Annotated in this window: 6 protein-coding genes and 2 pseudogenes; 1 reads left to right on the top strand and 7 read right to left on the bottom strand. The window is 72.9% G+C overall.

From position 1 onward, the window contains the following. Positions 1-100: 100 nt before the first annotated feature. Positions 101-1,060 (bottom strand): annotated as a pseudogene (locus HLK59_RS44410) (DUF6350 family protein); the annotation flags it as partial. Between the two features lie 96 nt (positions 1,061-1,156). On the opposite strand from HLK59_RS44410, the gene HLK59_RS44405 reads away from it, so the two are divergent. Next, complete coding sequence (locus HLK59_RS44405) at positions 1,157-2,212, top strand: helix-turn-helix domain-containing protein (protein ID WP_171147354.1); 1,056 nt, start codon at positions 1,157-1,159, stop codon at positions 2,210-2,212. 189 nt (positions 2,213-2,401) lie between these two features. On the opposite strand, the gene sucD is transcribed toward HLK59_RS44405, so the two are convergent. The 6 genes and pseudogenes from sucD to HLK59_RS44375 all read right to left on the bottom strand — a co-directional run. After that, positions 2,402-3,286: a succinate--CoA ligase subunit alpha gene (gene sucD / locus HLK59_RS44400; RefSeq protein WP_171147353.1), complete on the bottom strand. Its 885-nt coding sequence runs from the start codon at positions 3,284-3,286 to the stop codon at positions 2,402-2,404. Positions 3,287-3,308: 22 nt separating this feature from the next. After that, positions 3,309-4,487: an ADP-forming succinate--CoA ligase subunit beta gene (gene sucC / locus HLK59_RS44395; protein WP_067438131.1), complete on the bottom strand. Its 1,179-nt coding sequence runs from the start codon at positions 4,485-4,487 to the stop codon at positions 3,309-3,311. A 491-nt stretch (positions 4,488-4,978) separates the two neighbouring features. Further along, positions 4,979-6,865 carry a hypothetical protein gene (locus HLK59_RS44390; RefSeq protein ID WP_171147352.1) on the bottom strand — a complete coding sequence of 629 codons (1,887 nt, stop codon included), beginning with the start codon at positions 6,863-6,865 and terminating at the stop codon, positions 4,979-4,981. A gap of 364 nt (positions 6,866-7,229) precedes the next feature. Then, a complete protein-coding gene (locus HLK59_RS44385) occupies positions 7,230-8,141 on the bottom strand; it encodes a hypothetical protein (RefSeq protein ID WP_171147351.1) in 912 nt (303 codons plus the stop codon). 245 nt (positions 8,142-8,386) lie between these two features. Continuing rightward, positions 8,387-9,553 carry a VWA domain-containing protein gene (locus tag HLK59_RS44380; protein WP_171147350.1) on the bottom strand — a complete coding sequence of 389 codons (1,167 nt, stop codon included), beginning with the start codon at positions 9,551-9,553 and terminating at the stop codon, positions 8,387-8,389. Between the two features lie 241 nt (positions 9,554-9,794). Next, positions 9,795-10,355, bottom strand: a pseudogene (locus HLK59_RS44375) (DUF5682 family protein); the annotation flags it as partial. Between the last annotated feature and the right edge of the window lie 234 nt (positions 10,356-10,589).

The following is a 10,589-nucleotide window of genomic DNA, read 5'->3' as shown; positions in this document are numbered from 1 at the left end:
ACGAATGGGACTCCCGGCCACCGGAGTTCACCCGAATGGGACTCCCGGCCACCGGCGTTCACCCAGCCCGTCCCCGAGCCGGGCCCGCCTGCCCGCCCCGCCCCGTCCCCACCTCCGGCACCGCCGCCAGCAGCGGGAACGGCGGCAGGAGCGGTGCGGGGGCGGAGGACAGGGGGCCCACCACATGCCCCGTCCCCAGCACGAAGCCCGGCCCCAGCGCGTACGACGCGGACCAGACCGCCGCGTTCGGCACCAGCGCCACGCACAGCAGCAGCACCGCGAACCGGCCCGACCAGCCCTCCGTCAGCTGGAGGAAGGAGAGCCGCGTCGCGTCGCCGTGCCACACCAGGGACGTGCCCAGGAGCAGTGCGCCACCGCCCACCAGGACCGTCACCCCCGCGGCGGCGGCCCGCGCCGCCGTGCCGAGACGGTGGCGGGCGTCCGGGCCGAGGAACAGCCGCCGCACCCCCGCGGGAAGCAGCAGCAGCGCGCCGTCCACCGGTTCACGCGGGCGGCCGTACGCCGTCCAGACCCCCGCACCCGCGGCCGCCAGCACGACCGCCGGCACGCACACCCCCGTCCACACCCACGCGGGCCGCAGATCACCGCCCGCCGCGTACAGCGCGGCCCCCGTCGCGACGGCGAGATAGCCGAGGACCACCCCCGCGAACGCCGTCCACCCCGAAGCCTCGGTGGAGTCGTCCACCGCGTCCCGCGCCGCCCGATGCACCATCCACACCGGCAGCACGACCAGCAGCAACGGCGTCACCCCCACCGGCGCCGGCACCCCGGACAGCGTGTCGGTGCGCACCAGCTCCGCCCCGTGCGCCAACAGCCACAGCGCCGCCGCGACATGCAGCGCGCCACCCGGCCCACTGTCCGGATACGGCGAACTGATCCACAGCACCATCACCAGCACGGCGAGCGAGCCGAGCCCGAGCCCCGCCGCGAGCACACCGGCCCCGAGGCTCGCGGCGAGTCCGGGCGATCGGTCGCGCAACCGGGTGAGCAGGGACGACAGGGGCGCTCGGCGAACGGTCATCGGGATCACGAGCGCCATGCTCCCAACGACACGCGCTTTCTCGTCGTAACAGGCGAACCTCCGAAGTGTCGCTCAATATACGACTATGTACTTTTTCGTACGAAGGGGCGCCCTGTGACACAGAGCCCTTCGATCCCGCTTCCCCCGCCCAAGGAACGCCGACGCCTGCGCGAGGCCGGGTCCTTGACGCAGGATCAGGTCGCCGAACGGGTGGGTGTCACCCGCGAGACGGTCCGCGGATGGGAGTCCGGCCGTACGAACCCGCGGGGCCGGAAGCGGGAGGCGTACGCGAAGCTGCTGGGCTCCCTGACGGAGGTCGAGGTGACGGTCGCTCAGGAGGAACCGGCTCCCGAACCCGCGGAACCCGCCGTCCCCCTGACGCCCGCTCAGGCCTTCGACGCGCTGTACGCGTTCTGCGCCCCCGCCCTCGTACGGCAGTGCTATCTGCTCACCGGGCGGCGCGAACTCGCCCGCGAATCGGTCGAGCGGTCCTTCCAACTCGCCTGGCAGCGCTGGCCCGAGGTCGCCGTCGACCGCGACCCGGCGGGCTGGGTACGGGCCACGGCGTACGAGTACGCCCTCTCCCCCTGGCACCGCTTCCGCCCCCGCTACCGGCACCCGGAACCACCGCCCGCCGACCCCTCGGACCGCGCCCTGATGGACGTACTCCTCAGGCTCCCATCGCCGTATCGCCGCACGTTGTTGTTGTACGACGGTGTGGGCCTCGACCTGCCCGAGACCGCGGCGGAGACGGAGGCGAGCACGCCGGCGGCGGCCGGGCGCCTGGAGCATGCCCGTGAGGTGATCGCAGCGAGGTTGCCGGAGCTGTCGGACCCTGTCGAGTTGCACCGGCGGCTGGCCGAACTCGCCTCCACGGAGCGTCTGCGCGCCGCGAAGCCGCCGACGGTGCGGACGGGGAGTGAGCGCAGGGCACGTTTCTGGACGCGGGCGGCGATTGCCTTCACGGTGGCGTTGATCGGGACGACGGCATTGACGGTCCGGACGGCTCCGACGCACTACGAGCCGCCGATCGCCCCGGGTGCGGAGATCCAGGGCGTGCCGCCACGGGCAGCTCAGGGCGCGTTGTCGGAGGCGGAGATGGAGTTGCGGGACAAGTTGCGGGGCGAGATGACGAGCGGCCCGGAGAGGGTGCTACCGCTGAGTCGTTAGCCGCGGGCCGGTGGGGGCTGGTCGCGCAGTTCCCCGCGCCCCTAAAAAGGTGGGTCCACTGCACGTACCTCAGGGGCGCGGGGAACTGCGCGACCAGCCACGACGCACCCGCACCCGACTCACAACGCACCGTGGGCCCGCCCCCACCCGGGGAACGGGCCCACAAACGCTCAGCTAGGCAACCGCTGCTCAGCCGGCGAGGATCTCCCGCGCCAGCTTCGCCGTCTCGGTCGGCGTCTTGCCGACCTTGACGCCGGCGGCCTCAAGGGCCTCCTTCTTCGCGGCGGCCGTGCCGGAGGAACCGGAGACGATGGCGCCGGCGTGGCCCATGGTCTTGCCCTCGGGCGCGGTGAAGCCCGCGACGTAGCCGACGACCGGCTTCTTCACGTTCTCCGCGATGAACGCGGCCGCACGCTCCTCGGCGTCGCCACCGATCTCACCGATCATGACGATCAGGTCGGTGTCGGGGTCGGCCTCGAACGCGGCGAGCGCGTCGATGTGCGTCGTACCGATGACCGGGTCGCCACCGATGCCGACGGCGGACGAGAAGCCGATGTCACGCAGCTCGTACATCATCTGGTACGTCAGCGTGCCGGACTTCGAGACCAGACCGATGCGGCCCGGCTTGGTGATGTCGCCCGGGATGATGCCGGCGTTCGACTGGCCCGGGGTGATGAGACCGGGGCAGTTCGGGCCGATGATCCGGGTCTTGTTGCCCTGCGAGACGGCGTACGCGTAGAACGCGGCCGAGTCGTGGACCGCGATGCCCTCGGTGATGACGACCGCGAGCGGGATCTCGGCGTCGATCGCCTCGACCACGGCGGCCTTGGCGAAGGCCGGCGGTACGAAGAGGACGGATACGTTGGCGCCCGTCTTCTCGATCGCCTCGGCGACGGTGCCGAAGACCGGGATCTCGGTGCCGTCGACGTCCACGGTGGTGCCCGCCTTGCGCGGGTTCACGCCACCGACGATGTTCGTGCCGTCGGCGAGCATGAGCTTGGTGTGCTTCATGCCCGTGGAGCCGGTCATGCCCTGGACGATGACCTTGCTGTCCTTGGTGAGGAAGATAGCCATGGCTGTGTCTGTCCCTCTTCCCTTACTTCGCAGCCGCGAGCTCGGCGGCCTTGTCGGCCGCGCCGTCCATGGTGTCCACGCGCTGCACCAGCGGGTGGTTGGCGTCGGAGAGGATCTTGCGACCCAGCTCGGCGTTGTTGCCGTCCAGACGGACGACCAGCGGCTTGGTGACTTCCTCGCCCTTGTCGGCGAGCAGCTGGAGCGCCTGGACGATGCCGTTGGCGACCTCGTCACAGGCGGTGATGCCACCGAAGACGTTGACGAACACGGACTTGACGTCCGGGTCGCCGAGGATGATCTCCAGGCCGTTCGCCATGACGGCGGCGGAGGCGCCACCGCCGATGTCGAGGAAGTTGGCCGGCTTCACGCCGCCGTGGTTCTCACCGGCGTACGCGACGACGTCCAGGGTGCTCATGACGAGACCCGCGCCGTTGCCGATGATGCCGACCTCGCCGTCGAGCTTGACGTAGTTGAGGTTCTTCTCCTTGGCGGCGGCCTCGAGCGGGTTGGCCGCGTCCTTGTCCTGGAGGGCCTCGTGCCCCGGCTGACGGAACTCGGCGTTCTCGTCGAGGGAGACCTTGCCGTCCAGGGCGATGACATCACCGGAGGCGACCTTGGCCAGCGGGTTGACCTCGACGAGGAGGGCGTCCTCCTCGATGAAGGTCTTCCACAGGGTGACCAGGACGTTCTCGACCTTGTCGGCGACCTCGGCCGGGAAGTTCGCGGCCTCGACGATCTGGCGGGCGACCTCGGGGGTCACACCCACGTTGGCGTCGATCGGCGTCTTGGCGACGGCCTCGGGGCGGGTCTCCGCCACCTCCTCGATCTCCATGCCGCCCTCGACGGACGCGATGGAGAGGAAGGTGCGGTTGGCACGGTCGAGGAGGAAGGAGACGTAGTACTCCTCCAGGATCTCCGGGGCCGTCTCGGCGATCATCACCTTGTGGACCGTGTGGCCCTTGATGTCCATGCCGAGGATGTTGGTCGCGTGCTCGACCGCCTCGTCGGCGGTCGCCGCCAGCTTCACGCCGCCGGCCTTGCCGCGGCCACCGACCTTCACCTGAGCCTTGACGACGGACTTGCCACCGAGACGCTCGGTGGCTGCGCGGGCCGCCTCAGGCGTGTCGATGACTTCACCGGCCAGCACCGGTACATCGTGCTTGGCGAAGAGGTCCCTCGCCTGGTACTCGAACAGGTCCACGCGCTTCCGTCCCTATCAGTGATCTCGCGGTTCGTTGTCTGCGTGGGCGTGCCGCGAGGGCAACGTGACGTCCGACCGTTGTCTGTCACAAGGGAGGCGCACACGGTGTCCGAGCGCGCGGCATGTCCGTCTCGCAGGTTATCGCTGCTTGCGGGAGGCCCCTAAATCGAGGGTCACACCTGAGCGGTGATACCTGTCACATGATGCCGCCCTCACTGGCACGGGGTGCCGGATGTGAGGGGTCGAGGGGGCCATGAGGGGTCATGAGGTGTCGTGAGGTGTCGTGAGGTTTCGTGTGGGAAGGGAGGCCTCACCGGGCTGGGGTTGACCCGGTGAGGCCCCTTGAGCAGCCCCCGAGGGGGCACGGGGCAGTCGATCCCCACCCCAATGGGGACCGCTCCGCCCCGTCCGTGAGGAGTTCGTCCGGACGGACCGAAGGCTTTCGGCCGTCCGGGTCCCGCGCCCTCACGGAGTCGGGTGGGGGGAGGGGATCAGGCGTTGTACGCGCCGCCGCCGTACCGCTGCGCGTAGCCCGGCGTGATCGACTCGGCGACGCCCTGGACACCGGCGACGGCGTTCCCGGCGAGCGGGGTCACGCCGTCGACCGTGTGGCCTACGACGGGTGCGACAGCGTCGACCACGGGCGCCACGTCGCCGACGACGCCGTACGCGAAGGGGGCGACGTCGCCCGTGACGCCGTGCGCGAGGTTCCCGGCGCTGCCGGTGACGCCCCGCACGACGGGCTGGACGAGGCCGACGACGGGCTGCGCGACCCCCTGCGCGAAGGACAGGGCCTCCCCCGTCACGCCGTACGCCAGATCGGCGGAGTGCCCGGCCACGCCGTACGCGAGCGGCGCGACGCCGCCCACGACGGGCCGGACGTCGCCGACCGCCCCGTACGCCAGCCCGCCCGCGTCCGCGACGGCCTGCCCCGCGACCGGGACCACGCCGCGCACGGCCGCATCGGCGACCGGCGGCAGCACGGCACCCGTGGCGTCGACGGCGACCTGACCGGCCAGAGCGGTGGCGTAGGCGGGTACGTCGGTGACGACGCCGTTCACCACGGGGTGGAGGTCGGCGACCGCGGTGGTGGCGACGGGGGCGACGCCGTGGACGGCCGCTCCGGCGAGGTGGTGGGCATCGCCGACGGTGGCGGTGGCGACGGGCCGTACGCCCTGGACGGCGGTACCGGCGGTGTGCACCACACCCTGGACCGTGCCGACGGCGACCGGCTGGACGTCGGCCACCACTCCGTGGGCGAGCGCGGTCGCGGCGGTGACGGTGTGGTGGGCGGTCTGCGCGACACCGGCGACGGTGCCGCCGACGACCGGGTTGACCTCGCCGACCGTGTGGCCGACGACAGGCGTGACACCGTCGACCACGCCGTGGGCGACCGGGCTCACGCCCTCCACCGTGCCGGTGACGACCGGGACGACCCCGGCGACGGCGTGCCCGGCGGTCGGGACGACACCGGCAACCGTCTGGCCGGCGACCGGGACCGCCCCGTCCACGGCGGCGGTGGCCAGCGGGGGCACGGCCGCCGCGACCGTCTCGTCGACGACCGGGGTGACGAGGCCGGGAACGGCCGCCACCGTGCCGGCCACCCGCTGCCGGATGTGGCTCGGGACGGAGGAGACGGTGCCTCCGGCGGCCGTCGTGACGGTGCCGGCCTCGACCTGCGCGACGGCGAGCGTGTCGGCGGCACGGCCCTCGGCACCGGTGACGGTGGTCCGCGCGGCGCCGGTCGCGCCGGTGGCGGTGCGGCCGGCGCCCGCGACGGTCTGCCGCGCCTTCGTCCGTACGACGCCGTCGACGCCCTGCGCCCGGGTGCGGGCCGCCGACTGGACGCCCTGGAGCTTGGTCTGGGCACCGGCGAGGGCCCGCTCGAGCTCCGGGGCGAAGGCGGCGAGGGGGCCGAAGAGGTAGTCGACCTCGTCCTGCGGGGCGGTCGCGTCGGAGACGGTGGCCCGGGCGGTGGCGACCGTCCCGTCAGCCGTGACCTCGGCCTTCGTCTGCGCGGCTCGGGCGGCCTTCGCGCCCTGGATGGCCGCGGCGCCCTTGATCTTCGCGGCCTTGTTCGGGGCTTCGGCAGTCTGCGGGACGGTGGCTGCCGTGCCGGAGACGGTATCGGGCGCCTTGGGCGTGGCCGTCGCGGCGGTGTCGTCGACCGTCGAGGTCACGCCGGGGACGGTGTCCTGCACATCGGAGACGACGCCGTCGACCGCGCCGGTCAGAGCGTCCGTGACGTCGGTCGTCGTGTCCGACACGGACAGCGAGGAGGCGGGCAGTTCGTCAGCGCTGGCCACGGAGGAGCCGAGCGCCCACGCGCCGGTGACGCCGGCGGCTATGACGATGGAGCGGCGGATGTTCTTGTTCATACGTACGTCAGATCCTTAGATCCTGGGAGGTCCGAGGCTTCCGGGAGATCCGCCTGTGACGGACGGGCTCCTGAGCGCCGCGGGTGGGGACGACGTCCGGTCGGGCTCGGGGACGAGGCGTCCGGTCGAGCCGCGGATCCGGGTCCGGCGGGCTGTCAGGAGGAGGTCCGTGGCGGAGCTCCGGTGCTTCGGATGGCTGGGGACACTTCCGGTGCCGGTTCCGACCGCGACGCCCCGGGGGACGGGGTTCTTCGGTGTCGGCTTCGGCTTCGGCGGTTTCCGTCCGGAGTTCGAAAGGGGGTCCGGACGACGGGCAGACCTGTTCCGCCCCCGCGCGGCAGGTCTACGGCGGGGAGGTCCTGCCCTAGGCCGGAGAAACCGGAATGTCCCCGTGCCGGTCCCGGGTCCCGAACGCGTCGGCACGCACAGCCGCACCGGCCATGAGCCGCACCGCTGTCCGGTGGCTCAGGGACACGGCGTGCGCGTCCCCGTGCCGCGACGAACCGCCGTCCGCCGTCGGCCGGTTGCCCAGCGCACCAGCCGGGTCACCACCGGGCGCCTGCTGTACGGGGGCGTGGGCGCCCTGCACGGCACGCTGCCCGCCGGTCTGCGCCGCCGCACCCGTCGTAGGCGAACCGGCGACGGACGGCGGACCGTAGAAGACGGCCGTGGCCGACACCGCCGCCTTGCCGGAGCGCTTTCCGGAGGCGTCGCCCTGGGGCGAGTCGCCCGACGGGGACGTCGGCTGGGGGGTCGCCGTCCCCGGCGATGTCTGTCCCGGCAGCGTCTGTCCGGGGAGCGCGGGCACGGTCGGAAGCTCGGGCAGGCCGGGCAGCTCGGTCACGGGCAGGGACGGCAGGCTCGGCAGCGGCGGCATCTTCGCCTGCGCCTCCGCCAGTTGCTCGGTCACGGAGTCCACGAGGTCGCTGACCGGCTGAAGGACCTTGTCGTCGACCACGGGCGGGAGGACGTCCGTGAGGGCGCTGCCCGTGCGAGCGGTGCCTGTCTCGTCGACCTTGGGTTCAGCCGGCGGCTTCGCCAACCGTCCCACCGCGCCGCTCGTCAACGACCGGACGCCGTCCACCGGATCCGCCGGAGCGGCCCCGGATGTCAGCGTCGTCGTCGGTACGCCCTCCGCCGCGCTCGCCTGCCCTGCGCAGAGGAACCCGAGCGCGAACAACCCGCCCACCAGCAGCGCCACTTGCAGCGCACGCCGCCCGGCCGCCGTGCGCAGGCTGCGCAGAGCGGCACCGGGCAGTGCGGCCGGCCAGGTCAAGAGGGCGGGTCCTCCCGTGCGGCGGAACGAATCACGCGTGACGAGCGACGAAGTCGGTGCGACGCGGTACGGACGAGCGGTGCGCGACGCACCGCTGACGAGGCACCGATACTCGCACGGCAGTGCGGAGGTTACGCAAGCCCCCCGTTACCGATGCGACTCATGTCCGTTTCGCTGGCCCAATTGGGATGTCACTGGGTCGACAAATCACCACGGATTCGCCGCTGTTCGCCGCTGTTCGCCGGTCAGGCCGTGTCCGGGACCGGGATCGGCCGCTTCTCGATCGCCGCCGCCATCACCTCCGGGAACAGATCGGGGGTACAGGCGAAGGCCGGTGCGCCCAGCGCGGCGAGCGCGGCCGCGTGCTCCCTGTCGTACGCGGGAGCCCCTTCGTCGGACAGGGCCAGCAGCGTCACGAACTGCACCCCCGACGCCTTCATCGCCGCGACCCGCTTCAGCATCTCGTTCCGTATGCCTCCCTCGTACAGGTCGCTGATCAGCACGACCACCGTCTCGGCGGGCCGGGTGATCTGCGACTGGCAGTACGCGAGCGCCCGGTTGATGTCCGTGCCGCCGCCGAGCTGGGTGCCGAAGAGCACGTCGACCGGATCGTCGAGCTGGTCGGTGAGGTCGACCACCGCGGTGTCGAAGACCACGAGCCGGGTGCTGATGGACCGCATGGAGGCGAGCACCGCCCCGAACACGGATGCGTAGACGACCGACGCCGCCATCGACCCCGACTGGTCGATACAGAGGATGACCTCCTTCTTCACCGACTGCGACGCCCGCCCGTACCCGATGAGCCGCTCCGGCACGATCGTCCGGTACTCCGGCAGGTAGTGCTTGAGGTTGGCCGCGATGGTGCGGTTCCAGTCGATGTCGTGGTGCCGGGGCCGGCTGATACGGGCGCTGCGGTCGAGCGCGCCGGTGAGGGTCGCCCGGGTGCGCGTGGCGAGCCGTTTCTCGAGATCCTCGACGACCTTGCGGACCACGGCCCGCGCCGTCTCCTTCGTCGTCTCCGGCATCGCCTTGTTGAGCGAGAGCAACGTGCCCACGAGATGCACGTCGGCCTCCACCGCCTCCAGCATCTCCGGCTCCAGGAGCAGGGTGGCGAGACCGAGCCGGTCGATCGCGTCACGCTGCATCACCTGTACGACGGAGGACGGGAAGTACGTCCTGATGTCCCCGAGCCACCGCGCGACCGAGGGCGCCGAAGCCCCCAGCCCCGCGGAACGCTCCCGCCCTGGCTGCCCCTGCCTGTCCCCCTTCCCGTACAACGCGGCGAGCGCCCCGTCCATCGCGGCGTCCCGCCCCCCGAGCGCACACCCGGTCCCGTCGGCGGCCTCACCCCCGAGCGCCAGCCGCCACCGCCGCAGCCGCTCCTGCGCCGGGTCCACCACTTCGACCGTCATCCGGCCACCCCCACGAGAGACTTCGTCAGCGGTAGCGGTAGCGGCGGTGCTGCCGCCACGCACCGCGTTTCGGAAGGCAGCCCCGTCGCGGGCTTGCCCGTCGCAGGCAGTGCCGTTCCGGGTCGTGCCACTCCGGGTCGTGCCGTCCCGGGTCGTGCCCAGAGGGGCATCACCCTCACGATCGTCGTCGAGACGTCTGCCGCCTCCGCGGGCCTCCTCGGCTCGCCCGACCCGTTCGTCGTCATCGCCCCACCCCCACAAGGTCGTTGTCGTCGGCGCCCGCGGGGTCGCCGTCCAGCCCCAGCAGCAGCCGCACCACCGGCAGCACCGCATCCGCACGCGCCACATCCAGATCGGCCGCGAAGCCGGGTATGCCGGCACCGCCGCCCGCCGCGCTCCCCCGCTCACCCGGCCCTCGCCGGACCAGCTCGCCGAGCGTCCGCCGCACCCCCGGCTCGTACGCCGAGAAGGTCCGGCGCAGCAACGGCAGCACATCCGTGAACGCCTCCGCGGGCACCCCGGTCAGCCAGGCATCGACCAGCCCGAGCAGCCGCTCGTCGTGCACCAGCAGCATCCCGCCCCCGGCGCCACCGCCGACGAACCCCTCGATCCACGCGGCCGCGTCCGCCGGCGGCGTCCCCGGGGACAGCACGAGCCCCATGAGCCGCGCCGCCTCGTCCTGCCCCAACTCCCCGTCGTCCAGCAGCAACCGCACGGCCCGCCCCCGGATGACACCGGGCACGGTGTCCCGCCCCGACAGCACCCGCAGCACGGACCGCCAGCGAAGACGGAGGTCGCCGTGGGGTGAGGCGGGGGCGCCGCGCGGGGTACTCCGCACGGGCGGCACGGCGGCCTTCCCGGGCCCACTTCCGTCGGCCGCCGCCCCCCCCTCCCCACCGCCCCCCCCGCCCGCCGCCCCCCCCCCCACCCCGCCCGGCCCCCCCCCCCCCCCCCCCCCCCCCCCCCCCCCCCCCCCCCCCCCCCCCCCCCCCCCCCCCCCTCCCCCCCCCCCCCCCCCCCCCCCCCCCCCCCCCCC

This window comes from Streptomyces sp. S3(2020) (assembly GCF_013044505.1).
Lineage (GTDB): Bacteria > Actinomycetota > Actinomycetes > Streptomycetales > Streptomycetaceae > Streptomyces.
This window is presented reverse-complemented; position numbering and strand designations above follow the sequence as displayed.

Excerpts from the sequence above, each read along its gene's own strand:
- sucD (WP_171147353.1), bottom strand. The coding sequence starts at position 3,286 with ATGGCTATCTTCCTCACCAAGGACAGCAAGGTCATCGTCCAGGGCATG.
- HLK59_RS44390 (WP_171147352.1), bottom strand. The coding sequence starts at position 6,865 with ATGAACAAGAACATCCGCCGCTCCATCGTCATAGCCGCCGGCGTCACC.
- HLK59_RS44380 (WP_171147350.1), bottom strand. The coding sequence starts at position 9,553 with ATGACGGTCGAAGTGGTGGACCCGGCGCAGGAGCGGCTGCGGCGGTGG.